Source organism: Pseudolysinimonas sp. 10J20-29 (genome assembly GCF_055809595.1).
Genome location: NZ_CM147917.1, coordinates 1091624 through 1114760 on the forward strand (window position 1 = coordinate 1091624; position 23137 = coordinate 1114760).

General features: G+C 69.8%; 18 protein-coding genes and 1 pseudogene. 8 read left to right on the forward strand and 11 right to left on the reverse strand.

Annotated features, from left to right (window positions below; translation table 11 throughout):
• Nucleotides 1-11 precede the first annotated feature (11 nt).
• On the reverse strand, nt 12-896 hold the full coding sequence (gene map / locus AC0L6Y_RS05335; protein WP_473557133.1) for a type I methionyl aminopeptidase: 885 nt from the start codon (nt 894-896) through the stop codon (nt 12-14).
• 93 nt (nt 897-989) lie between these two features.
• Here map and AC0L6Y_RS05340 point away from each other — a divergent pair, with 93 nt between their 5' ends.
• On the forward strand, nt 990-1175 hold the full coding sequence (locus AC0L6Y_RS05340; protein WP_473557136.1) for a methionine aminopeptidase: 186 nt from the start codon (nt 990-992) through the stop codon (nt 1173-1175).
• On the opposite strand, the gene panB is transcribed toward AC0L6Y_RS05340, so the two are convergent.
• From panB to AC0L6Y_RS05355, 3 genes are read right to left on the reverse strand one after another with little or no spacing between them, the layout of a single operon-like run.
• Nucleotides 1176-1991: a 3-methyl-2-oxobutanoate hydroxymethyltransferase gene (gene panB, locus AC0L6Y_RS05345; RefSeq protein ID WP_473557139.1), complete on the reverse strand. Its 816-nt coding sequence runs from the start codon at nt 1989-1991 to the stop codon at nt 1176-1178.
• Between the two features lie 45 nt (nt 1992-2036).
• Nucleotides 2037-3389 carry an NAD+ synthase gene (locus AC0L6Y_RS05350; RefSeq protein ID WP_473557142.1) on the reverse strand — a complete coding sequence of 451 codons (1353 nt, stop codon included), beginning with the start codon at nt 3387-3389 and terminating at the stop codon, nt 2037-2039.
• The gene (locus AC0L6Y_RS05355; RefSeq protein ID WP_473557146.1) at nt 3325-3768 is read right to left on the reverse strand and encodes a nitrilase-related carbon-nitrogen hydrolase; all 444 of its coding nucleotides are present in this window, start codon (nt 3766-3768) and stop codon (nt 3325-3327) included. The genes AC0L6Y_RS05350 and AC0L6Y_RS05355 overlap by 65 nt, the downstream gene beginning before the upstream one ends.
• A gap of 36 nt (nt 3769-3804) precedes the next feature.
• On the opposite strand from AC0L6Y_RS05355, the gene AC0L6Y_RS05360 reads away from it, so the two are divergent.
• The gene (locus tag AC0L6Y_RS05360; RefSeq protein WP_473557152.1) at nt 3805-5142 is read left to right on the forward strand and encodes a glutamine synthetase family protein; all 1338 of its coding nucleotides are present in this window, start codon (nt 3805-3807) and stop codon (nt 5140-5142) included.
• Between the two features lie 34 nt (nt 5143-5176).
• A complete protein-coding gene (locus AC0L6Y_RS05365) occupies nt 5177-8098 on the forward strand; it encodes a bifunctional [glutamine synthetase] adenylyltransferase/[glutamine synthetase]-adenylyl-L-tyrosine phosphorylase (protein ID WP_473557157.1) in 2922 nt (973 codons plus the stop codon).
• A gap of 101 nt (nt 8099-8199) precedes the next feature.
• Here AC0L6Y_RS05365 and glnA read toward each other — a convergent pair whose 3' ends face one another.
• Nucleotides 8200-9624, reverse strand: a complete 1425-nt coding sequence (glnA, locus tag AC0L6Y_RS05370) for a type I glutamate--ammonia ligase (RefSeq protein WP_473558282.1) — start codon at nt 9622-9624, stop codon at nt 8200-8202.
• 229 nt (nt 9625-9853) lie between these two features.
• Between glnA and AC0L6Y_RS05375 the strand changes: the two genes are divergently transcribed.
• Entirely contained in the window at nt 9854-10189 is a 336-nt protein-coding gene (locus AC0L6Y_RS05375; RefSeq protein WP_473557162.1) for an RDD family protein, read from the forward strand.
• Between the two features lie 113 nt (nt 10190-10302).
• On the opposite strand, the gene AC0L6Y_RS05380 is transcribed toward AC0L6Y_RS05375, so the two are convergent.
• The 3 genes and pseudogenes from AC0L6Y_RS05380 to lipB all read right to left on the reverse strand — a co-directional run bounded on the left by AC0L6Y_RS05380 (nt 10303) and on the right by lipB (nt 12931).
• Nucleotides 10303-11004, reverse strand: coding sequence for a DUF4191 domain-containing protein (locus tag AC0L6Y_RS05380; RefSeq protein ID WP_473557168.1), 702 nt, complete (start codon nt 11002-11004; stop codon nt 10303-10305).
• Nucleotides 11005-11266: 262 nt separating this feature from the next.
• Nucleotides 11267-12284 (reverse strand): annotated as a pseudogene (gene lipA, locus AC0L6Y_RS05385) (lipoyl synthase).
• Complete coding sequence (lipB, locus tag AC0L6Y_RS05390) at nt 12281-12931, reverse strand: lipoyl(octanoyl) transferase LipB (protein WP_473557175.1); 651 nt, start codon at nt 12929-12931, stop codon at nt 12281-12283. Before lipB ends, lipA begins: the two are co-directional and overlap by 4 nt.
• Nucleotides 12932-13050: 119 nt before the next feature.
• On the opposite strand from lipB, the gene AC0L6Y_RS05395 reads away from it, so the two are divergent.
• Nucleotides 13051-14670, forward strand: coding sequence for a protein kinase domain-containing protein (locus tag AC0L6Y_RS05395; protein WP_473557180.1), 1620 nt, complete (start codon nt 13051-13053; stop codon nt 14668-14670).
• Here AC0L6Y_RS05395 and sucB read toward each other — a convergent pair.
• The 3 genes from sucB to AC0L6Y_RS05410 form a co-directional block, all read right to left on the reverse strand.
• Nucleotides 14667-16157, reverse strand: a complete 1491-nt coding sequence (gene sucB / locus AC0L6Y_RS05400) for a 2-oxoglutarate dehydrogenase, E2 component, dihydrolipoamide succinyltransferase (RefSeq protein WP_473557184.1) — start codon at nt 16155-16157, stop codon at nt 14667-14669. The genes AC0L6Y_RS05395 and sucB overlap by 4 nt on opposite strands.
• Nucleotides 16158-16225: 68 nt before the next feature.
• A complete protein-coding gene (gene lpdA / locus AC0L6Y_RS05405) occupies nt 16226-17599 on the reverse strand; it encodes a dihydrolipoyl dehydrogenase (RefSeq protein WP_473557190.1) in 1374 nt (457 codons plus the stop codon).
• A 94-nt stretch (nt 17600-17693) separates the two neighbouring features.
• The gene (locus AC0L6Y_RS05410; RefSeq protein WP_473557196.1) at nt 17694-19199 is read right to left on the reverse strand and encodes a leucyl aminopeptidase; all 1506 of its coding nucleotides are present in this window, start codon (nt 19197-19199) and stop codon (nt 17694-17696) included.
• A 102-nt stretch (nt 19200-19301) separates the two neighbouring features.
• On the opposite strand from AC0L6Y_RS05410, the gene AC0L6Y_RS05415 reads away from it, so the two are divergent.
• From AC0L6Y_RS05415 to AC0L6Y_RS05425, 3 genes are all read left to right on the forward strand, one after another.
• Nucleotides 19302-20216 carry a proteasome assembly chaperone family protein gene (locus AC0L6Y_RS05415; protein ID WP_473557201.1) on the forward strand — a complete coding sequence of 305 codons (915 nt, stop codon included), beginning with the start codon at nt 19302-19304 and terminating at the stop codon, nt 20214-20216.
• 73 nt (nt 20217-20289) lie between these two features.
• A complete protein-coding gene (locus AC0L6Y_RS05420) occupies nt 20290-21621 on the forward strand; it encodes an MFS transporter (RefSeq protein ID WP_473557206.1) in 1332 nt (443 codons plus the stop codon).
• Between the two features lie 154 nt (nt 21622-21775).
• Nucleotides 21776-23137: an RNA polymerase sigma factor gene (locus AC0L6Y_RS05425; RefSeq protein ID WP_473557210.1), complete on the forward strand. Its 1362-nt coding sequence runs from the start codon at nt 21776-21778 to the stop codon at nt 23135-23137.

The following is a 23137-nucleotide window of genomic DNA, read 5'->3' on the forward strand; positions in this document are numbered from 1 at the left end:
TGATCGCCTTTCTAGGGCAGGGTGAGGATGTCGGCGCCGCGCTCGGTCACGACCAGGGTGTGCTCGAATTGGGCGGTCAGCGCGCGGTCGCGCGTGACGATCGTCCACTCGTCGGCCCACTCGTCCCAGTCGGTGCGGCCGGGCTGCATGACGGTTCCCAGGGTCAGCATCGGCTCGATTGTGAAGACCATGCCGACCTCGATCAGCTCGGCGTGCGCCGGTGCCGCGTCGTAGTGCGGAATGATGAGCCCCGAGTGGAAGGCCGCGCCGACGCCGTGGCCGGTGAAGTCGCGCACCACTCCGTAGCCGAAGCGCTTGGCGTAGCTCTCGATTGCGCGCCCGATCACGTTGACGGGGCGCCCGGGGGCGACCGCCTTGATGCCCCGGTTCAGCGCCTCCCGCGTCCGCTCGACGAGGTCGACCGTCTCGGGTGCGACGTCGCCGACGAGGAAGGTCTTGTTCAGGTCGCCGTGCATTCCGTCGTGGAACGCGGTGATGTCGATGTTGATGATGTCGCCGTCGACCAGGACCGTGTCGTCGGGGATCCCGTGGCAGATGACCTCATTGATCGAGGTGCAGCACGACTTGGGGAATCCGCGGTAGCCGAGCGTCGAGGGGTAGGCGTCGTGGGCGACGAGGAAGTCGTGCGCGACCCGGTCGAGCTCGTCGGTCGTGACGCCGGGGCGGATCGCGGCTCCGACCGCCTCCACGGCCTGCGCCGCGATGCGTCCGCTGGTGCGGATGCGCTCGATCTCGGAGGGGCTGTAGACGTCCGAGCCGGTGAAGGCCTGCGGGCCCGGCTTGCCGACGTACTCCGGGCGGGGGATGTGCCGCGGGACGGGTCGCTCCGGAGAGGTCGTTCCCGGGATGAGGTGTCCGGCACTGTCCCGAGGCATTCCGTGAGTCTACCGGGCGAGACCCTCCCGCTCGGCGGCGCCGAAGGCCCCGCGGCTCTTCGCGCGCGCCCCCACTCGGCGTAGGGTCGGGGCATGACGGAGCACACGACGCAGTGGTGGTACAACCACAGGACCGGCGAAGTCGAGGAAGGGCCGCAGTCGCTCGGCTCGGACCGCGATGGTCCGTACGCGAGCCGCGCGGAGGCGGAACGAGCGCCCGAGATCGCGCGGGAGCGCGCGCGGCAGTGGGCCGCGGAGGAGGAGGGCGACGAGTCCTAGCTACTCGTCGTACTCGTGCTCGGGTGCCGGGTAGGCGCCCGTCGTCACGTCGGAGATGTAGGCGGTCGCGGCATCCGTGAGCACCTCGGCCACGTTGGCGTACTGCTTGACGAACTTGGGGATGCGCCCGGTGGTGAGGCCCGCCCAGTCGGTCCAGACCAGCAGCTGCCCGTCGGTGTGCGGGCCGGCGCCGACGCTGATCGTCGGGATCGAGAGCTCCTTCGTGATCCGGGCCGCCACCGCGGAGGGAACCATCTCGAGCACCACCGCGAACGCGCCCGCGGCCTCGACCGCGTGCGCGTCGGCGAGGAGCTGATCGGCGCGGTCGCCGCGCCCCTGGATCACGTGCCCGCCGAGCTGGTGCTCGCTCTGCGGGGTGAAGCCGATGTGCGCCATCACCGGGATGCCCGCCGAGACGATGCGGCGGATCTGCTCGGCGCTTCGCTCGCCGCCCTCCAGCTTGACGGCGTGGGCCCCGGTCTCCTTCATGAAGCGGAACGCCGTGTGCAGCGCCTCGTCGGCGCCGGTCTCGTAGGAGCCGAACGGCATGTCGGCGATGACGAAGGCGCGCTTCACGGCGCTCACCACGCCGCGCGTCAGGGGGATCAGCTCGTCGATCGTGACCGGGATCGTGGTGTCGTAGCCGAGGACGGTGTTGCCGGCGGAGTCGCCGACGAGCAGGAAGTCGATCCCGGCGCGGTCGAAGATCCCCGCGGTGAGCACGTCGTAGCTCGTGAGGCCGGTGATCTTGATGCCCTGTTCCTTGGCATTCTGGAAATGCCGAGTCCGAACCTTTTTGACGACCGCGTCTGCCATGCCGTCAGTCTAGGGTGAGCGCCGCGCCGCTCGCCGGGCGCGCCGTCACCCGGCCGGGCGGGAGGTGATCGGGAGCCGCCGGTCGCGGCCGAAGGCCATCCCGGAGATCTTCGGTCCGATCGCGCCCTGCCGGCGCTTCCACTCGGAGCGGTCGACCAGGTTCGCCACGAACTCCACCGTCTCGGCGTCGAAGCCGCGCGCCACCACATCGCGACGGCCGAGGCGCTCGCTCACGTACAGCTCGAGGATCGCGTCGAGCACCTCATAGGGCGGGAGCGTGTCCTGGTCGGTCTGGTCGGGGCGCAGCTCCGCGCTCGGCGGCTTCTCGATCGAGTTGGCGGGGATCGGCTCCGCTTGCCCCAGAGTGCGCGCGTGCTCGTTCCGCCAGCGCGCCAGCTCCCAGACCAGCAGCTTGGGGACGTCCTTGATCGGAGCGAAGCCGCCCGCCGAGTCGCCGTAGATCGTCGAATAGCCGACCGCGAGCTCCGTCTTGTTGCCGGTGGTCAGCACGAGGTGGCCGTGCATGTTCGACTCGGCCATCAGGATGATGCCGCGGATGCGCGCCTGCACGTTCTCGGCGGCGGTCCCGGTCAGACCCAGCTGGGTTTCGATCGGGTGGACCAGTTCGCCGATGGGCTCGACCGAGTAGTGCAGTCCGATCCGCTCGGCGAGGTCTTCGGCATCGCCCTTCGAGTGCTCGGAGCTGTACCGGCTCGGCATGCTCACGCCGTACACGCGGTCGCCGCCGATCGCGTCGGCGGCGAGGGCCGCGCAGACGCTCGAATCGATGCCGCCCGAAAGTCCGAGCACGACGCTGCGGAAGCCGTTCTTCTCCACGTAGTCGCGAAGGCCCAGCACGAGCGCGTTCCAGAGCTGCTCGTGGTCGGCGGGCAGCTCGGCGATGTCGGGCGCGCACGGCGCCTCGGTCGCGGTGCGGGCGGTCAGCTCGACCCGGGCGACGTGATCGACCTCCACCGGATCGGTCGCGGCGTTCGGCTCCACATCCACGATGAGCAGATGCTCGTCGAACTGCGGGGCGCGGCCAAGGATCTCGCCCCGTTCGTCGACGACGACGCTGTCGCCGTCGAAGACCAGATCGTCCTGGCCGCCGACGATGTTGGCGTACGCGACGACCGTCTCTGTCTCGACGGCCCGGCGGGTGACGAGGGGGAGTCGCACCTCGTTCTTGTCGCGCTCGAAGGGGCTCGCGTTGATCACCAGCAGCAGTCCGGCGTCGGCATCCAGCACCCGGCTCACCGGGCCGCCGTCGCGCCACAGGTCCTCGCAGATGACGAGCGCGACATCGACATCGCGGATGCGCATCACCAGCAGCTCATCGCCGGGGATGAAGATGCGGTACTCGTCGAACACCGAGTAGTTCGGCAGGTGGTGCTTCACGTAGCGGGCCTGGGCGACGCCGTGCTCGCAGCACGCTCGCGCAGTTCTGCGCGATCGCGGTCGGCGCGTTGGAGGTGCCGAGCGTGCGCGGGGCGTGCGGGCCGTCCGGGTGTCCGACGACGACGATGAGCTCGCCGAGCCCTTCCTCGACGAGTCGGGCGGCCAGCGTCTCCACGGCGGCGCTCGCCTCGCGCAGGAAGCTGGGCTCCTGGGCGAGATCCTCGATCGGGTAGCCGCTGAGCGCCATCTCCCCGGTGATCAGGATGTCGGCGCCGTCGGCCCAAGCGCTGCGCGCCGCGTCGAGGATGTGCGCGATGTTGCCGGAAAAGTCTCCGACAATCGGGTTGGTCTGGGCCAAGGCCAGTCGGAGGCGGGGCATACCGATAGCCTAGTGACGAGCAAGAAAGGGGCCTGCATGGACAAGCAGCGTGACTTCGTTCTCCGCACCATCGAAGAGCGAGGCGTGAAGTTTGTGAGGCTGTGGTTCACCGACGTCGTCGGGACCCTGAAGTCGGTCGCACTCGCCCCCGCCGAGGTGGAGGGCGCCTTCAGCGAGGGCGTCGGATTCGACGGCTCGGCCATCGAGGGACTCACGCGCTCCTACGAGGCCGATGTGCTCGCGCACCCCGACCCCACGACCTTCCAGATCCTTCCGTGGCGCGGTGAAGTCGACCCCACGGCGCGCATGTTCTGCGACATCCGGACCCCCGACGGGCAGCCCGCCGTCGCCGACCCGCGCAACGTGCTCAAGCGCACGCTCGCCACGGCGGCCGATCGCGGCTTCACGTTCTACACGCATCCGGAGATCGAGTTCTACCTCCTGAAGTCGAACAAGCTCGAGAACGGCCAGCCGGTCCCCGTCGACTCGGCGGGCTACTTCGACAACGTTCCCGGCGGCACCGCGCACGACTTCCGTCGCGCCTCCGTGCGCATGCTGGAGGACCTCGGCATCTCGGTCGAGTTCAGCCACCACGAGGCGGGCCCCGGCCAGAACGAGATCGACCTCCGCTACGCGGATGCGCTCACCATGGCCGACAACATCCAGACCTTCCGCACGGTGGTCAAGGAGGTGGCGATCGACCAGGGCGTCTACGCGACCTTCATGCCGAAGCCCATCGTCGGCCAGCCGGGTTCGGGCATGCACACCCACATGTCGCTGTTCGAGGGCGACACGAACGCGTTCTTCGACCCGAGCGGGCAGTACCAGCTCTCCACCATCGGCAAGCAGTTCATCGCCGGACTGCTCCGCCACGCTCCGGAGATCACGGCGGTGACGAACCAGTTCGTCAACTCGTACAAGCGGCTGTGGGGCGGAGACGAGGCTCCCAGCTACGTCACCTGGGGTCACAACAACCGCTCCGCGCTGGTGCGCGTGCCGATGTACAAGCCCGGCAAGGGGCAGAGCGCGCGCGTCGAGTACCGCGGCATCGACTCGGCCGCGAACCCGTATCTCGCCTATTCGCTGATGCTGGCGGCCGGGCTCAAGGGCATCGAACAGGGCTACGAGCTTCCGGCCGAGGCCGACGGCGACGTGTGGAACATGACCAACACCGAGCGTCGTGCGCTCGGCTACGAGTCGCTTCCGGCGAGCCTCGACCACGCGGTGCGGCTGATGGAGAAGAGCGAGCTGGTGGCCGAGACCCTCGGCGAGCAGGTCTTCGAGTTCGTGCTGCTCAACAAGCGTCGCGACTGGGCCGGCTACCGGGCCCAGGTCACGCCCTACGAGCTGCAGAACAACCTGGAGATTCTCTGACGGACGCCGCCCATGCGGCGGCGACGGAGCTGCGATGACGCGTGCCACGCTGACCCTGACTCACCTCGCCCGACTCGGATTCGTCGAGCTGGGCTGGGCTCACGACGCGCTGGAGGGGCTGCCGTCGGGGCTCGCGGACTCGTTCTCCGTCAGCGCCGACTCCGACCTGGCGCTTCGCGGCGTGCTGACCCTGCACGAGCGTGCGCCGGAGAAGCTGGCGCGGGTACTCGACGACGCCGATGCGCGCCGGCGCCTGCTGCTGCTCGCGGGCGCCTCCGAGGGCCTGTTCGACTTCCTGGTGCGCCATCCGGAGCAGCTGGATGCGCTGCTCGACCCTCTGACGGAGCTGCTCAGCCCTGAGCAGGCGCGCGCCGCGATCGTGTCGGCGACCGATGGGCTGGTGGGGGAGGACGGCTGGAACGCGCTGCGGCTCGCCTACCGTCGCGAACTCGTTCGGCTGGCGGCTTGGGACCTCGACCAGGGGGACGCGCTCAGCGTCGTCGACCGGGTCGCGGCGTCGCTCGCGGACCTCGCCGGCGCAGCGCTCGATGCCTCGCTCGCGGTGGCGCGGCGGTCCTCGCGTTTTCCGTCCGAGCAGATCGAGCTGACCCGGCTGGCGATCATCGGGATGGGCAAGTCGGGGGCGCGTGAGCTCAACTACCTGAGCGATGTCGACGTGATCTTCGTCGGCGAGAGCGTCGACAGCGAGCAGCTCGCGGACGGCCGCGCGGTCGAGATCGCCACCTTCCTCGCCGCCGAGACGATGCGCGGGATCCAGGATCTCGCGCTCGAGCCGATGCTCTGGGAGGTGGACGCCAACCTGCGCCCCGAGGGCAAGGACGGCGCCCTGGTGCGCACCGTCGAGTCCCATCTGGCGTACTACGAGCGCTGGGCGAAGAACTGGGAGTTCCAGGCGCTCCTGAAGGCACGTCCGCTGGCCGGTGATCCCGGACTCGGCGAACGCTACCTCGACTGCATTCGCCCCCTGGTCTGGACGAGCGCCTCGCGCGACGGATTCGTCGAGTCTGTGCAGAAGATGCGGGAGCGGGTCACCGCGCACATCCCGCGCGACGAGGTCGATGTTCAGCTCAAGCTCGGTCCGGGCGGACTGCGCGACATCGAGTTCACGGTGCAGCTGCTGCAGCTCGTGCACGGCGCCAACGACGACCACGTGCGCGACCGCTCGACGCTCGGGGCGCTTCGCGAGCTGTCCGAGCGCGGCTACATCGGGCGCGTCGAAGCGGCCGAGTTCTCGCGCGACTACCGCTTCCTCCGGGTGGTGGAGCACCGCATCCAGCTGTCCCGTCTGCGGCGCACCCACCTCATGCCGCGCGACGAGGGCGTGCTGCGCGTGCTCGCCCGGGCCGCGGGACTCGGCACCTCGGCGAAGGATCTGCTCGGCCAGTGGCAGAAGATCAAGACCTCGGTGCGGTCGCTGCATGAGCGCCTGTTCTATCGTCCGCTGCTCGAAGCGGTGGCGTCCCTCCCGGACGAGGGCACCTCGCTCACGAGCGAGCAGGCGACCGCCCGACTCGCGGCGATCGGCTTCGTCGACCCCGAGGGCGCGCTGCGGCACATCGCGGCGCTGAGCGGCGGCGTCTCGCGTCGCGCGGCGATCCAGCGCACCCTGCTGCCGGTCATGCTGCAGTGGTTCTCCGACGGCGCCGACCCCGACTACGGCCTGCTGACCTTCCGCAACCTCAGCGAGCAGCTGGGGGAGGCGTACTGGTATCTCCGCATGCTGCGCGACTCCTCCGGTGCGGCCGAACGGCTGACGCACGCGCTGTCGAGCTCGCGGTTCATCGGCGGGCTGTTCGAGCGGATCCCCGAGGCGGCCGCCTGGCTGGAGAAGGACGAGGAGCTGCGTCCACGCCCCCGAGAGGCGCTCCTGGAGGAGTCCGCGGCGATCGTGTCGCGGCACCGCGACGACGTCGAGGGCGCGAAGTCGGCGCTGCACATCGCGCGCCGACGTGAGGTGCTGCGGCTGGCCCTCGCCGGCGTGCTCGGAGTGATCTCCGTCGAGGAGCTCGGCCGGGCGCTGAGCGACGTGACGGATGCGATCCTGACCGGCATGCTCGGCGTCGCGCACCGCTACGGCGACGGCATCGAGTTCGCGATCATCGCCATGGGACGCTACGGCGGGCAGGAGCTCGGCTTCAGCAGCGACGCCGACATCCTGTACGTCTACCGCCCAGCCGGCATCGAGTCCGAGGAGGCGCAGAAGCGCGCCGAGGGCATCGTGCGTGAGCTGTCGCAGCTGAGCCAGGATCTGCGGCTTCCTCTGGATCTCGACATCGACCTGCGGCCCGAGGGCAAGAACGGTCCGGTCGTGCGGTCCCTCGACTCGTACCGCAAGTACTACGAGCGCTGGTCGCTCACCTGGGAGGCGCAGGCGCTCCTGAGGGCGCGCGGCGCCGTCGGCGACCCCGAGCTGATCGCCGAGTTCGAAGCGCTGGCCGACGAGGTGCGCTACCCGGAGCAGATCTCCGACGCGGATGTCCGCGAGGTGAAGCGCATCAAGGCCCGGGTCGAGGCGGAGCGGCTGCCGCAGGGGGCTGATCCGGCGCGTCACCTGAAGCTCGGCCGCGGATCGCTGAGCGATGTGGAGTGGTTCGTGCAGCTCCTGCAGCTGCAGCACGCCGCTCGCGTGCCGGAACTGCGCACGACGTCGACTCTCGGTGCGCTGGCGGCGGCCGTCGAGGCGGAGCTGGTGACGGCCTCCGATGCGGCCCGGCTGCGCGACGCCTGGCTGATCGCCTCGCGCGCCCGCTCGGCGATGACCCTGTGGACGGCGAAGACCGCCGACGTGCTGCCGAGCGACCGGCGCTCGCTGGAGGGCGTCGCGCGACTGATGGAGTACCCGCGCTACTCCGCGTCGCAGCTCGAAGAGGACTACCTGCGGTTGACGCGACTGGCCCGCCAGGTGTTCGAGCGCGGCTTCTACGGCATCGAGTAGCGCCGATGCGGCCGCCGGCGTCCCGCGTCGTGTGCGGCCCGCCAACGCGGAACGGGCCGCCCTCCCGAAGGAGAACGGCCCGTTGCCGGTGAAACGCGGGATCAGACCCCGAAGTACAGCTCGTACTCGTAGGGGTGCGGACGCTGCGCGAACGGCAGAAGCTCGTTCTCGCGCTTGTAGTCGATCCAGGTCTCGATGAGGTCCTTCGTGAACACGCCGCCCTCGAGGAGGAAGTCGTGGTCGGCCTCGAGCGCCGCGAGGGCCTCGTCGAGCGATCCGGGCATCTTGGGGATGCTGGCCGCCTCCTCGGGCGGAAGCTCGTAGAGGTCCTTGTCGACCGGCTCGTGCGGCTCGATCTTGTTCTTGATGCCGTCGATGCCAGCCATCAGCTGCGCCGCGAAGGCCAGGTACGGGTTACCCGAGGCGTCCGGCGCGCGGAACTCGATGCGCTTGGCCTTGGGGTTCGTGCCCGTGATCGGAATGCGGACCGAAGCGGAACGGTTGCCGGCCGAGTAGACCAGGTTGACCGGAGCCTCGAAGCCCGGGATCAGGCGGTGGTACGAGTTCACCGTCGGGTTGGTGAACGCGGCGATCGCCGAGCCGTGCTTGAGGATGCCGCCGATGTACCAGCGCGCGATGTCCGAGAGGCCGCCGTAGCCGCTCTCGTCGTAGAACAGCGGCTTGCCGTCGTTCCACAGCGACTGGTGGGTGTGCATGCCCGAACCGTTGTCGCCCATGAGCGGCTTCGGCATGAAGGTCGCGACCTTGCCCCACTCGAGCGCCGTGTTCTTGACGATGTACTTGAACTTCAGGATGTCGTCACCGGCGTGAACCATGGTGTCGAACTTGTAGTTGATCTCGCCCTGGCCGGCGGTGCCCACCTCGTGGTGGCCACGCTCGACCTCGAAGCCGGCGTCGATCAGCTTGAGCACGATGTCGTCGCGAAGGTCGGCGTGCTTGTCGACCGGCGAGACGGGGAAGTACCCGCTCTTGTACGGGGTCTTGTTGGAGAGGTTTCCACCCTCCTCGACGCGGCCCGTGTTCCAGGCGGCCTCCTCCGAGTCGACCTCGTAGAAGCTCTTGTTCTGCTTCACCTCGAAGCGCACGTCGTCGAAGATGTAGAACTCCGCCTCGGGCGCGAAGAACGCGGTGTCGGCGATGCCGGTCGACGCGATGTACTTCTCGGCCTTCTTGGCGACCTGACGCGGGTCACGCGTGTAGATCTCGCCGTTGCGCGGGTTGTAGATGTCGAAGACGATCACGAGGGTGCGCGCGACGCGGAACGGGTCGAGGTACGCCGTCGAGATGTCCGGGACGAGCTGCAGGTCGGACTCGTGGATCGACTGGAAGCCGCGAATCGACGAACCATCGAACATCTGGCCGACGGTGAAGAAGTCTTCGTCGACGGTCGACGCGGGGATGGTGAGGTGCTGCTGGATACCCGGAAGGTCAGTGAACCGGATGTCGATGAACTTGACATCCGTGTCCTTGATGAACTTCAGGACCTCAGACGAGTCGCTGAACAGAGGGCTGGACATAGGGAATGACTCCAAGGGCCGTAGAACGGTTGAGACTGCAGGTGCAGCCTGCACCTCGACCATAGGCGGAGGGGGTTTCTCTGCCATGACGCAATTGTTTCCGGCATGTTACGGCGGCGCAAGCGCATAGGCTCGTGGGGTGAGTACGGGAGCCGCAGAGAACTGGCCGGGACGCGCGTTGGGGCTCCCCGAAACGGGGCGGCGTTCGGTTGCCCGCGTGGGACGCCGAGCGGCTGCGCTGGCCATCGACTGGGCTCTGGCGACGCTGCTGTCGCTCGCCTTCTTCTCACCCGGCGACTGGCAGACGGATCCCTTCGCCACCCTCGGGATCTTCGCCGTCCTGCAGGTGGTCTTCCAGATCTTCTTCGGCGGGGGCCTGGGGCACCTGATGCTCGGGATGCGCGTCGTGCCGATCACGGGAGGACCGCTCGGAGTGTGGCGGCCGCTCGTCCGCACGTTGCTGCTGTGCCTCGCGATCCCCGCCCTGATCTGGGACAAGAACCAGCGCGGCATGCACGACGTCGCCGCTGGCACCATCCTCGTCCGCGTCTGACCGCGCGCCCCGCGCCGTGGGGTCGCCGAGCGCTACTGAAACACGCGAGCGCGACCAGAACTTCGGTGGCGTTCGTGGGTCTCGGTGGCGCTCGGGACAGCTAGGGGAGCCGGTTAGCGCGGGCGCGGGGCGCGGACCTTGGTCGGGTCCATGCCCTTCGGGATGGGCAGCATGTTGCGGCTGAGCGAGGTGAGGCGGTTCGAGACCGCCGTGACCTCGTCGCGGCGCAGCGACTTCTTCAGGCGCGCGAGCGTCGGCACGATCTTGTGCAGCGGCGTCGAGTCGTGGTCCGGGCCCACGTACATGAGTGTGACGGTGACGTTCGGGAGGATGCGTGAGACGTTCGCGCGCTCCTTGTCGAGCATCGGCTGGGTGCGCGAGCGCGGCCCCTCGCCGATCAGCACGACGCCGCCCTTGCCGACCGCGCGGTAGACCGCATCCTGGGTGCGCGGGCTCACGTTGATCGGCATCTCGCTGCCGATCCAGCTGCGCCGCAGCGAGCTCTTCAGCACCGCGCCCACGGCGCCGGCCTGGCCCTCGATCTGCGAGAACGCGGCCCGTTCGGCGCGCCGGCCCAGCACGATCAGCACCAGCAGCACACCGGCGAGCACGCCCGACACGTTGTACAGGATGATGCCGATGATGTTGTCGCTCGAGAACAGGATCGAGATGACGATTCCGGCGCCGATCGGGGCGATCAGGGCGAGGATCAGCATCCAGACGATGTTGCCGTCGTAGCGGCGGGTCATCTGGAACACCTGCCACATCTGCTTGAGACGACCGGGTTCTTTCGCGGGGCGAGGGGTGCGGGCCATGAAATCTAGGATACGGGTCGGCGCGGATGCTCGGGACACGTGTGCTGGGGATGCTCAGGGGGAGTGGGGTGCGGGAAGGGCCTTCGATAGGCGGCGGAGTTGCTGCTCAGGGGGCTCGGCTATCGGCGATGCTCTGGTGCTGCCTTTCGATACGCGGCGTTGCCGCTACTCAAGGCGCTCTGCTTACCGGGGGCCTTTCGATACGCGACTGCGTCGCTACTCAAGGCGCTCGACTTAAGGGGCTCTGCTTCGTGCGCGTAACTCAGGACACGGCCTGGGCGAAGGCGGAGTCGGATTCGGCCGCGTCGGCGAGGTGCTGCGAGCTCCGGCGGAACCGCCCAGCCCTTCGCCTTCATCGAGCGCGCCCAGAGCCGCCCCGCCCGGTAGCTGGAGCGCACCAGCGGTCCGGCGAGCACCCCGAGGAAGCCGATTTCCTCGGCCTGGTCCTTGAACTCGACGAACTCCTCCGGCTTGACCCATCGGGCCACCGGAAGGTGCCGCGGCGTCGGCCGCAGGTACTGCGTGATCGTGATGATGTCGCAGCCGGCCTCGTGCAGGTCGCGGAGCGCCTCCGTCACCTCGGCGGGCTCCTCGCCCATGCCGAGGATCAGATTCGACTTCGTGATGAGTCCCGCGCGCCGAGCCTGGGTGATCACGTCGAGCGAGCGCTCGTAGCGGAACGCGGGACGGATGCGCTTGAAGATCCGCGGCACCGTCTCCACGTTGTGGGCGAACACCTCCGGTCGCGACGAGAACACCTCGCCGAGCAGGTCGGGGTTGCCCGAGAAGTCCGTCGCGAGGATCTCGACGCCCGTGCCCGGGTTGGCGGCGTGGATGGCGCGCACCGTCTCGGCGTGCAGCCACGCGCCCTCGTCGGGCAGGTCGTCGCGGGCGACGCCGGTCACGGTCGCGTAGCGCAGACCCATCGTGACCACCGATTCGGCGACCCGGCGGGGCTCGTCGGTGTCATAGTCGGCGGGTTTCCCCGTGTCGATCTGGCAGAAGTCGCAGCGCCGCGTGCACTGGCTGCCGCCAATCAGGAAGGTGGCCTCGCGGTCTTCCCAGCACTCGTAGATGTTCGGACATCCGGCCTCCTGGCACACCGTGTGCAGGCCTTCGTCCTTCACGAGGCTCTGCAGCGCGGTGTACTCGGGGCCCATCTTGGCGCGGGTCTTGATCCAGTCGGGCTTGCGCTCGATCGGCACGGAGGCGTTGCGCACCTCGACGCGCAGCATCTTGCGCCCGGCCGGCTCGGTCGCGCGGGTCTCGTTGAGGGTCATGCGGTCACCGTTTCGGTCGAGGCCAGGCTGTCGGAAAGATTTGCTTCGAACAGACGGGGGATGAGCGGGAGCACATCCTCGGGGGTCACCGTCCGGCCGAGTTCGCGCGAGATGCTCGTGACCCCGGCCTCGCGAATGCCGCAGGCGATGATCGAGCGGTAGGCCTCGAAGGAGTTGCTGCAGTTGAGCGCGAAGCCGTGCATGGTGACGCCGTCGGCGACGCGGATGCCGATCGCCGCGATCTTGTCGGTGCCGCGCAGCCACACCCCGCTGCGCCCGTCGACCCGCTCTCCGGCGACGCCGAGCTCGGCGAGCACCGCGATGAGCAGGTCTTCGAGCCGTCGCACGTAGGCGACCACGTCGATCGGATCGCGCAGGCGCAGGATCGGGTAGCCGACAAGCTGTCCCGGGCCGTGCCAGGTGATCTTGCCGCCGCGGTCGACGTCGATCACCGGGGTGCCGTCGGTGGGGCGCTCGTGAGGCTCGGTGCGCTTCCCGGCGGTGTAGACGCTGGGATGCTCGAGAAGGAGAACGGTGTCCGGCGCCCGACCACTCGACACGTCGGCGTGCAGGGCACGTTGACGTTCAAGGGCCGTCGAATACGACACGGAGTTGGCGCTTAGCCCCGCGTCGACATAGTCGACCATGCCCCCAGCTTAGGCGCGCGCGGGAGCGGACGCGTCCTCCGCCGTCAGCAGTGCCGTCCTCCGTCCACGACCGCCGTGCCGGCGGCGCGCGGCGTCGGGCCGCGGGTCAGACTGCGGTGATGACGGTCGTGGAGCCCGAGACGGTGGCGGGGTATCGGGTGACGCGGACGATCGCGCGCACCGCGCACGGGGCCGTCCTGATCGGCCACGATCCGGAGGCGGGGGTCGCGGTGCTGAAGGTGCGGCGCGGCGCCGAGGCGATCGCGGAGACGCTCCGTGAGGCGGCCGCGCTGCAGCGTGGCGCCGGAGCGCACGTCGTCCGCCTGCGGGATGTCGCGACCGCCCCGTCCGCCGACGGCGAGGACCGCGGAGTCCTGGTGCTGCAGCGGTGCGAGGGCGGCACGCTCGCTGAACTGCTGCGACGCCGACGCCAACTCGCTGCGGGGGAGGCGGTGACTTTGCTCGCCCCGGTGATCGCGACGCTGGCGCGCCTGCACGACTCCGGCGTGGCGCACGGCGCGCTCGCACCCGAGCACATCGCCTTCGGCGCTCGCGGGGAGCCGCAGCTCATCGGCTGGGGCCGCGCGGTCGTGTTCGAGGCGAACACCGCCGAGGTGGTGCGCGAGCGCGAACCGGGCGTGCAGGCGGATCGTCGGGCGGCACGCGCCGTGGTGTCGCGGGTCATGGCGCTCGTCGACCCCGCGGCGGCGCCCGCGCGGGATCGGCTCTGCGCGCGGCTGGACGCGTGCGCCGACGAGGACCTGTTCGAACTCTGCGAACGCGTGCTCTTCGGGTTTGCGCCCGCGATCCCGCTGCGCGGCGACGACGGCGCACCGGGATTGACGGCACGCGACGGCGCATCCGCGGTCCGCGGCGGTTTCGCGGCGGCCCGGCAGCTCGTCCCCGCCCGGCCGACGGACGGTCACGCGGGATCGGCGGACGGCGACCCGCACTCGCGGACGGGACCGTTCGAAGCGCTGCTGGTCGGGGTTCTCCCCGATCGGGTTCTCCACCTGCTCGACGCGGTGCGAGGTCGGCGGTGGGAGGTGTTGGCCGAGCGGGCGGGCGCGCCTCGCGTGGGAGAGGCGCTCGCCCGCGTCGCGCGCGCCTGGGACGGCGCGAGCCGGGGCCGCCGTCGCGCGCTGCTCGCGGGCGGCAGCGCCGCACTCGTGGTGGCCGTCGGCGTTCTGGGCCTCCCGGCGGGCGGCGGCGCTGAACTCGACGCGGCAGCCGATGGATCTGCGGCACCCGGCTCCGCGGTGCCGGAGGTTGCGGAGCCGGACTCGGCGGTGTCGGGCTCAGCCCTCTCGGAATCGGTCGCGCCGGGAGGTGCCGGGGCAGGCCCCGACGGGGAGCCAGCGCACGACGCGGCCGAGGACGGGCCGAGTTCGACGGTGTTGTTCGCGGACGACCCTCGTGCCGCATCCGCGGCCCTGGTTGCGACACGGGAGCGGTGCCTCGCCGAACTGTCGATCCTCTGTCTCGACCAGGTCTTCCAGCCGGGATCGGCGGCGATGGAGGCGGATCGCGAGGTGATCCTCGTGATCCAGAGCGGAGGCGAAGCGACGGCGACGCGGTGGCCGATCGACTCGGAGCCGAGCGGGTGGGTCCTGGTGGAGCGGCTCGGCGGCACCGCGCTCATCCGACTCGGGCCCGAACGCACCGCGGCCTCGCTCCTTCTGATGAAGGGCGAGGCCGGGTGGCGGATTCGCGAGTACTTCGCGATGAGCAGTGGCTAGACGCCGAGCACTCCCGCGAAGTTGCCGCCCTCGAGACGGTTCTTGACCGCGGTGAGGAAGCGCGCCGCGTCGGCTCCGTCGACGATCCGGTGGTCGTACGAGAGCGCCAGGTACACGGTCGAGCGGATCGAGATCGCGTCGAGGCCGTTGTCGCTGACGACGACCGGCTTCTTGACGACGATGCCGGTGCCGAGGATCGCCACCTGCGGCAGGAACACCACCGGGGTGTCGAACAGCGCACCGCGCGAACCGGTGTTCGTCACGGTGAACGTGCCGCCGGCGAGCTCGTCGGGCTTCAGCTTGTTGTCACGCGTGCGCTCGGCGAGATCGGCGATCTCCTGCGCGAGCTGCGCGAGCGTCAGCTCGCTGGCGTTGCGCACGACCGGGGTGAGCAGGCCGCGCTCGGTGTCGACGGCGATGCTCACGTTCTCGTGGTCCGGGTACACGATGCTGTCGCCCTCGACCGTGGCGTTGATGATCGGGAACGCCTTGAGCGCCTCGGCCGCCGCGAGCGTGAAGAACGGCAGGAAGCTGAGCTTCACGCCGGTCTTCGAGAGGAAGTCGGCCTTGACCTGGTCGCGGTAGGCGGCGACGCGCGTGACGTCGACCTCGACCACCGTGGTGAGCTGCGCCATCGACTGCATCGACAGCACGGCGCGTTCGGCGACGACCTTGCGCAGGCGCGACATCGGCACCGTGGTGCCGCGCAGCGGCGACACTTCGAGCTCTTCGACCGGCGCGGGCGTGCCCGCGGGGGCGGCGGCGGGTGCGGCCGGGGTGGCGTCAAGGATGTCCTGCTTGCGGATGCGTCCGCCGACACCGGTGCCGGAGACGGTCGACAGGTCGACACCCCGCTCGTTGGCGAGCTTGCGCACGATCGGCGTCACGTAGCCGGCGTGGCTTGCCGGGGCAGCGGCCGCCGGTGCCGCGGCGGGAGCCGGAGCAGCAGCGGGTGCCGGGGCGGCAGCGGGAGCCGGAGCGGCGGCAGGTGCCGGAGCAGCGGCGGGAGCCGGAGCAGCAGCCGGAGCGGCGGCAGGTGCCGGTGCAGCCGCGGGAGCCGGAGCGGCGGCCGGAGCGGGAGCAGCAGCAGGTGCGGCGGCGGGAGCAGCCTCGGCGGGTGCCGGAGCAGCCTCGGCCGGTGCGGCAGGGGCCTCCGCTGCCGGGGCCGGAGCTTCCGGCTCGGCGGGTGCCTCAGGCTCGGCGGCGGGCGCCTCGGGCTCGGCGGCCGCGGGCTCCGCAGCGGCACCCGAGCCGTCACCGATGGTGACGAGCGCGGTGCCGACCTCGACGGTCTCGTCCTCGGCGACCAGGATCTGCTCGATCACGCCGGCGACGGGCGAGGGGATCTCGGTGTCGACCTTGTCGGTCGAGACCTCGAGCAGGGGCTCGTCGACCTCAACGCGGTCACCGACCTGCTTCAGCCAACGGGTCACTGTTCCTTCGGTGACGCTCTCACCGAGCGCCGGAAGGGTGACGGATTCACTCACGGGAAAACTCCTTTTGGAAACCTGGTCGGTTCTAGCTTAGTTCGCGCATCGCGCGGTGGTTGGGGGGATCAGATTGCGTGAAGCGGCTTGCCAGCGATCGCGAGGAAAGCCTCGCCGAGCGCCTCGTTCTGGGTGGGGTGCGCGTGCAGGAACGGCGCGACGTCCTCGGGGTACGCCTCCCAGTTCACGGCCAGCTGCGCTTCGCCGATCAGTTCGCCGACGCGGGCGCCGATCATGTGCACGCCGACGATCGGGCCGTCGTTGAGGCGGACGACCTTGATCGATCCTGAGGTGCCGATGATGTGGCTCTTGCCGTTGCCGGCGAGGTTGTAGTCGTAGGCGGTGACCGCGTCCGCGCCGTACTCCTCCACGGCCTTCGCCTGGCTGAGACCGATCGACGCCACCTCGGGGTCCGAGTACGTGACCTTCGGGATGTTGACGTCGGAGACGACCACCGGGTTCAGTCCCGCGATCTCCTCGGCCACGAAGATGCCGTGCTGGAAGCCGCGGTGCGCGAGCTGCAGGCCGGGCACGATGTCGCCGACCGCCCAGACGCCGGGAACGTTCGTCTGCAGGCGCTCGTTGGTGAGGACGAAACCGCGATCCATCGCGACGCCGACCTCCTCGAAGCCGAGGTTCGCCGTCTGCGGGCCGCGACCGACCGCGACGAGCAGGATGTCCGCCTCGACGGTCTCGCCGTTCTCCAGCATGACGACCACGCCGTTGTCGTCCTGCGTGACGCCCGAGAAGCGCACGCCGAGCTTGAAGTCGATGCCGCGCTTGCGGAACGCGCGCTCGAACTGCTTCGAGATCGCCTCGTCCTCGTTCGGGACCAGGTGCGGCAGCGCCTCGATGATGGTGACGTCGGCGCCCCACGACTTCCAGACGCTCGAGAACTCGACGCCGATGACGCCGCCGCCGAGCACGGCGACCTTCTTCGGCACGAAGTTCAGCTCGAGCGCCTGCTCGGAGGTGAGCACGCGTCCGCCGATCTCGAGACCCGGGAGCGAGCGCGAGTACGAACCGGTCGCCAGGATGACGTTCTTGCCGGTGATGGTCTGGTCGCCCACCTGGACGCTCGTGGGGGAGACCAGGCGGCCCGCGCCCTCGATGGTCGTGATGCCGCGCGCCTTGATGAGGCCCTGCAGGCCCTTCCACTTGCTGGCGACGACCTCTTCGCGGTAGCTGGTGACCGCGGCGACGTCGATGCCGTTGAACGTGCTGGTCACGCCGTACTTGGCCGACTCGCGCGTGACATCGGCGACCTCGGCCGAGTGGAGCAGCGCCTTGGTGGGGATGCAGCCGACGTGGAGGCAGGTGCCGCCCACCTTGGCCTTCTCGATGAGCCCGACGCTCATCCCCAACTGGCTGGCGCGCAGCGCAGCGGCGTAGCCACCGCTTCCTGCGCCAAGAACAACAAGGTCAAAGTTCTGCTCGGACACCCGGCGACTCCCTCGAGATGCAGTTGCGGCACCGCAATCAGGGTGGCGAGCGGCGCGATCTGACGACACGTGGTTGCGTGCCAGAACGACACTACTACGGTCGGGAAAAGTCTTCCGTCATCGCGATCAGGGTGCGGACCGTGGCACCGGTCGGTCCCTTGGCGATCACGCCGTAGGGCGCTCCGCCGTTGCTCGCGGCCCCGGCGATGTCCAGGTGCGCCCACGGGATGGGGGAGCCGTCGCGCGTGCCGACGAAGGATTTCAGGAACACGCCCGCGAGGAGCATGCCGCCGGCGGTGTTGCCCGGCTTCGCGTTGGCGATGTCGGCGACCTCGGTCTCGAGCAGCGACGACAGCTCGGAGGGAAGCGGCATCGGCCACAGCGTCTCGCCAGCGCGCGCGCCCGCGTCGACGAGCGCCCGCGAGAGCTCGGTGTCGCCCATCACGGGGATCGTGCGCTCGCCCATGGCCACCCGCGCCGCACCGGTCAGCGTGGCGACGTTGATGATCGCGTCGGGCTGCTCTTCGCTCGCCGCGACGAGCCCGTCGGCGAGCACCAGGCGACCCTCGGCGTCGGTGTTGAGCACCTCGACCGTCTTGCCGCCGCGGATGCGCAGCACGTCGTTGGGGCGGATCGCCGTGCCCGAGGGCATGTTCTCGGCGAGACACAGCCAGGCGGTGACCCGCACCGGAAGACCGAGCTCGGCCACCGCCATGATCGCCGCGAGCGCCGTCGCCGCCCCGGTCATGTCGTACTTCATGCCGACCATCGATCCGGCCGGCTTGAGCGAGAGCCCGCCCGAGTCGAACGTGATCCCCTTGCCGACGAGGGCGAGGTGCTTGGTCGCGCCGGCGGGCGCGTAGCGCACGATCGCGAGACGAGGCGGCCGGCTCGACCCCTGGCCGACGCCGAGGATACCGCCGAAGCCGCCCTCGGCGAGCGCCTGCTCGTCGAGCTCCTCGATCTCGACCGGGAGCCCCTTCGCGTAGTCGCGGGCGCGGTCGACGAAGCTCGCCGGGTAGAGGTCGTTCGGGGGAGTGTGCACCAGGTCACGCACGCGGTGCACGCCACCCGCGACGGCGCGCGCGCGAGCGGTCAGCGCCTCCGCGTCGCCGGGCAGGGACTCGGCCAGCACGGTGATCGCAGCGACCGGCTGCTTGGCGTTCTCGAGGGTCGAGAAGCGGTACCCGGTGAAGCTGTAGCTGGCGATCGCCGCCCCCTCGAGGACGGCTCCGATCTGCTCGCTCGCGGCTCCGGGAAGAGCGAACGCGACCGATCCGGTGCCGGCGAGCTGGCGGATCGCCGAACCGGCGGCGTTGCGGAGCGCATCCACGGTGGGCTCCTCGGCGCCTTCGGGCAGCGTACCGAGCCCGACCAGCGCGAGCGACGGCGTTCCGGGGCGCAGCGCCGGAAGCCGGCGGAGCTCGTCGTTCGCGCCGCTGACGCCGATCGCGGTGAGCGAGGCCTCCAGCGCGGCGAAGTCCTCGGTCGGAGCGAACAGGCGCGGTCCGGCGGGGCTCTTGGCCACCCCCACCACGAGCACCTCGGCGCTCGTGTCGAGAGCGGAATCGGAACGGAGTTCGAGCGAAGGCATCGGCATTCGCTCAGCCTAATCGCGCCGGATGCCGGAACCGTGCGTCATGTTCGCTCTCGGCTTGCGCGACCCCCGGTGGCCGTTCCGGGCCCCGAATAGACTGGGGGCATGCGCGATCCTCACGGGCTCTACGACCTCACCTCCGGGTTTGTCGAGGTCCCGCGCGGCCTTCACCTCGTCGCCGGGCTGACCGGGTTCACGGATTCCGGTTCTGCGGTCACGCAGTTCAGCGAGTACATCCTGGAGAACCTCGAGGCGCGCGAGATCGTCCGCTTCGACAGCGACGCGCTCCTCGATTACCGCGCGCGGCGCCCCACGATGTACTTCGATCTCGACCATCTGACCGAGTACCGGCCGGCGAAGCTGTCGCTGTATCTGGTCGAGGACGAGCTGCACCAGCCGTTCCTGCTGCTGACTGGCTACGAGCCGGACTTCCAGTGGGAGCGATTCAGTGCCGCGGTCGTCGAGCTGATCGAGCAGTACGGCGTCGCCGACACCACCTGGGTGCACGCGATCCCGATGCCGACCCCGCACACCCGTGCGCTCGGGGTGACGGTCAGCGGCAACCGGCGCGAGCTGATCGACGCGATGTCGGTGTGGAGGCCGCAGACGGAGCTGCCGGCGAGCGCGATGCATCTGGTGCAGTACCGCCTCGAGGAGATCGAGCACTCGACCGCCGGATTCGTGCTGCTGGTGCCGCACTACCTGGCCGACACCGAGTTCCCCGCGGCCGCGGTCGTCGCCTTCGAGAGCATCAGCGCCGCCACCGGCCTGATCTTCCCGACGGATGAGCTGCGTGAGCGCGGGCGTGAGTTCCTCGTGAAGGTCGAGGAGCAGGTGCGGGGCAACCCGGAGCTGCAGCGGCTGATCAGCACGCTCGAGGAGCGGCACGACAGCTACATGGAGGAGAACCCGCTTCCCTCGCCGTTCGCCGACCGGCACGGCGAGGTTCCTTCGGCGGACACGATTGCGGCCGAGCTGGAGAAGTTCCTCGCCAACCGACGCGACGACGAGCCATCCTGAGCGGCGCGCGTTCGGCGCCCGGGCGCGTTAGCCTCTCAGCCGTGCATCTCGTCTCTGCGTTCGGGAACCCGACGTGAACTCCTGGCGTTCCTGGGTGGTGTTCGCGGGCGCCGTCATCGTGTACCTGATCGCGGTCACGCAGCGGACGACCTTCGGCATCGTCGGCGTCGAGGCGACCGATCGCTTCGGGGTGAGCGCCGCCACCCTCTCGACCGTCGCCGTGGTGCAGGTGGCGACGTATGCGGCCCTGCAGATCCCGGTCGGGGTGCTCGTCGACCGGCTCGGCCCGCGTGTCCTGCTGATCGGCGGTGCCACCATCATGGCGCTCGGGCAGGTGCTGCTCGCCTTCGCCGACGACATCGGCCTCGCGATCGCCGCCCGCGTGCTGGTCGGAACGGGCGACGCCCTCACGTTCGTGTCGGTGCTGCGCCTGCTGCCGAACTGGTTCAGCGGCCGGATCCTGCCGCAGCTGGCGCAGTGGGTGGGAATGATCGGGGCGACCGGCCAACTGGTCGCGGCCATCCCGTTCGCGTTCCTGCTGCACGCGGTCGGATGGAATGTCGCCTTCCTGATCGCGGCCGGGGTGTCGCTGTTCGCGGTCCTCGTCGGCGTCACCGTGATCCGCACCGGCACCCGTCCTCCGCTGACGGAGGAGATCACGACCAGCTCGACCTGGTCGCGGCTGCGCGCAAGCGTCGCCCGCCCCGGCACGCAGCTGGGCTTCTGGTCGCATCTGCTGGGCGGAACCGCGCCGCAGACGATGGGGGTGCTCTGGGGCTACCCGTTCCTCACCGCGGCCCTCGGCTATGACGTGCCGACCGCGGCGGCGGTGTTCTCGCTGCTGGTCGTCGGCGCCGTGCTGCCGGCTCCGCTCATCGGCTACGCCGTCGCCAGCTTCCCCTTCCGCCGTGGCGACCTGGTGCTCGGGATGGCGGCGCTCGTCTACGGGGCGCTGGTCGCCGTGCTCGTCTGGCCGGGCCAGCCGCCGCTGGCGCTCGTCTGCGTGCTGTTCTTCCTGATCGGCGCGGGAGCGCCGAGCTCGCTCATCGGCATGGACTACGCGCGCACCCTGAACCCGTCGCACTCGGTCGGGACCGCGAGCGGCTTCGTCAACGTCGGCGGATTCCTGGGGGGCTTCGTCTCGATGTTCCTGATCGGCGTCGTCCTCGACATCGTCGACTCGGTGCGTGTCGCGACAGGCGAGGCCTCCGATCTGTACGCCTGGGAGTCGTTCCGGCTGGCGTTCCTGGCACCGCTGGTGATCGCCCTCGTCGCGGTGGTCGGGGTCGTGGTGACCCGGCGCCGCGCGCGCACCGTGATGACCCGCGACGAGGGAATAGAGATCACCCCACTGTGGGTTGCACTCTTCAGGACCCGCCGCAACGGTCCTGGCGGTCGCCGCTAGCGTGAAAGCGGGCCCGGTGTCAACGGTCACTTCAAGACTGTGAGATAATCGAGTTTCTGGACCCGGTCAGGTCTTCGAATGGGCGTTGCGAGCAGCACCCGTAGGACTTGACATGGGTCCTTGTACTGCCCAGATCCACCCGGGAGGGGTCAGAATGGCAACCCGAACCACCGCGAAGGACGCCGCCGATACCGGCGAGAAGAAGACCACGCGGGCGCGCGCGACGAAGGCGACCGCGGCCGACGCCACGGCGACCGACGCGAAGACGCCCGCCAAGAAGCCGGCGGCTCGCAAGGCGAGCACCGCGAAGGCCAGCACGGCCAAGGCCAGCCCCGCGAAGGCCAGCAAGGCGAAGGCCAGCAAGGCCACCGAGGACGACGACCTCGAGGAGACCGAGGTCGACGACGCCGCGGTCGACGCCAAGGGCGTCGCCGCCGCTGCCAAGTCGGCCAAGGCGGGCGACAGCGACGACTCCGACGACGAGGACGACGACGAGGAGAAGTCGACGTCGCTCGATGAGCCGCTGCCCTCGGGCGCGATCCGGCTCTCCTCCCGCGACGACGAAGACGAGATCCCGGTCTACTCGGCGGCGATCACCGGCGCCACCGCGGACCCGGTCAAGGACTACCTGAAGCAGATCGGCAAGGTCGCGCTCCTGAACGCGGCCGAAGAGGTCGAGCTCGCGATGCGCATCGAGGCGGGTCTGTTCGCCGAGGAGAAGCTCGGCGGCATGACGGACGCCGAGAAGCGCTCCCAGCTCGGGCGAGAGCTCGCCTGGGTCGCGCGCGACGGGCAGCGCGCCAAGAGCCACCTGCTCGGCGCGAACCTGCGACTCGTCGTCTCGCTCGCCAAGCGCTACACCGGTCGCGGAATGCAGTTCCTCGACCTCATCCAGGAGGGCAACCTGGGTCTCATTCGTGCGGTTGAGAAGTTCGACTACACGAAGGGCTTCAAGTTCTCGACCTACGCCACCTGGTGGATTCGTCAGGCGATCACCCGTGCGATGGCCGACCAGGCGCGCACGATCCGCATCCCCGTGCACATGGTCGAGGTCATCAACAAGCTCGCGCGCGTTCAGCGCCAGATGCTCCAGGACCTGGGACGCGAACCCACGCCCGAGGAGCTCAGCCGCGAGCTCGACATGACGCCCGAGAAGGTCGTCGAGGTGCAGAAGTACGGCCGCGAGCCGATCTCGCTGCACACGCCCCTCGGCGAGGACGGCGACAGCGAGTTCGGCGACCTGATCGAGGACACCGAGGCGGTCGTTCCGGCCGACGCGGTCGGCTTCACGATGCTGCAGAAGCAGCTCGAGTCGCTGCTCGACTCGCTCTCGGAGCGTGAGGCGGGCGTGATCCGCATGCGCTTCGGCCTCGGCGACGGCATGCCGAAGACTCTCGACCAGATCGGCGACACCTTCGGCGTGACGCGCGAGCGCATCCGCCAGATCGAGTCGAAGACGATGGCCAAGCTGCGCCACCCCTCGCGGTCGCAGTCGCTGCGCGACTACCTCGAGTAG

Excerpts from the sequence above, each read along its gene's own strand:
- map (WP_473557133.1), bottom strand. The coding sequence starts at position 896 with ATGCCTCGGGACAGTGCCGGACACCTCATCCCGGGAACGACCTCTCCG.
- AC0L6Y_RS05340 (WP_473557136.1), top strand. The coding sequence starts at position 990 with ATGACGGAGCACACGACGCAGTGGTGGTACAACCACAGGACCGGCGAA.
- panB (WP_473557139.1), bottom strand. The coding sequence starts at position 1,991 with ATGGCAGACGCGGTCGTCAAAAAGGTTCGGACTCGGCATTTCCAGAAT.
- AC0L6Y_RS05355 (WP_473557146.1), bottom strand. The coding sequence starts at position 3,768 with ATGCCCCGCCTCCGACTGGCCTTGGCCCAGACCAACCCGATTGTCGGA.
- AC0L6Y_RS05360 (WP_473557152.1), top strand. The coding sequence starts at position 3,805 with ATGGACAAGCAGCGTGACTTCGTTCTCCGCACCATCGAAGAGCGAGGC.
- AC0L6Y_RS05365 (WP_473557157.1), top strand. The coding sequence starts at position 5,177 with ATGACGCGTGCCACGCTGACCCTGACTCACCTCGCCCGACTCGGATTC.
- AC0L6Y_RS05380 (WP_473557168.1), bottom strand. The coding sequence starts at position 11,004 with ATGGCCCGCACCCCTCGCCCCGCGAAAGAACCCGGTCGTCTCAAGCAG.
- lipB (WP_473557175.1), bottom strand. The coding sequence starts at position 12,931 with ATGGTCGACTATGTCGACGCGGGGCTAAGCGCCAACTCCGTGTCGTAT.
- AC0L6Y_RS05395 (WP_473557180.1), top strand. The coding sequence starts at position 13,051 with ATGACGGTCGTGGAGCCCGAGACGGTGGCGGGGTATCGGGTGACGCGG.
- AC0L6Y_RS05410 (WP_473557196.1), bottom strand. The coding sequence starts at position 19,199 with ATGCCGATGCCTTCGCTCGAACTCCGTTCCGATTCCGCTCTCGACACG.
- AC0L6Y_RS05415 (WP_473557201.1), top strand. The coding sequence starts at position 19,302 with ATGCGCGATCCTCACGGGCTCTACGACCTCACCTCCGGGTTTGTCGAG.
- AC0L6Y_RS05425 (WP_473557210.1), top strand. The coding sequence starts at position 21,776 with ATGGCAACCCGAACCACCGCGAAGGACGCCGCCGATACCGGCGAGAAG.